Origin of the sequence: Stenotrophomonas sp. GbtcB23 (genome assembly GCF_019091045.1) — a bacterium.
Taxonomy (GTDB): Bacteria; Pseudomonadota; Gammaproteobacteria; order Xanthomonadales; family Xanthomonadaceae; genus Stenotrophomonas; species Stenotrophomonas rhizophila_A.
On record NZ_JAGXKC010000762.1, the window covers coordinates 1 to 231 of the forward strand.

1 protein-coding gene is annotated in these 231 nt (G+C 71.4%); it reads left to right on the plus strand.

Annotated features, from left to right (window positions below):
• The coding region (locus KVS69_RS20845) for a gamma-glutamyl-gamma-aminobutyrate hydrolase family protein (protein ID WP_217540258.1) at positions 1–231 on the plus strand (231 nt) is incomplete at both ends.

Below are 231 nucleotides of genomic sequence, written 5' to 3' on the forward strand. Positions count from 1 at the left end.
CTGTCTGGCGGCCCCGAATCCACCACGCTGCCGGGCGCGCCGGGCGCGCCGCAGGAAGTGTGCGACAGCGGGCAGCCGTTCTTCGGCATCTGCTATGGCATGCAGACCCTGGCCGCTCAGCTCGGCGGCGCTACCGGTGCGGCCGACCAGCGCGAGTTCGGCCATGCCCAAGTCAATGTCGTGCACCCGGTCGCGCTGTTCAAGGGGCTGAGCGACCACGGCGGCGATCCG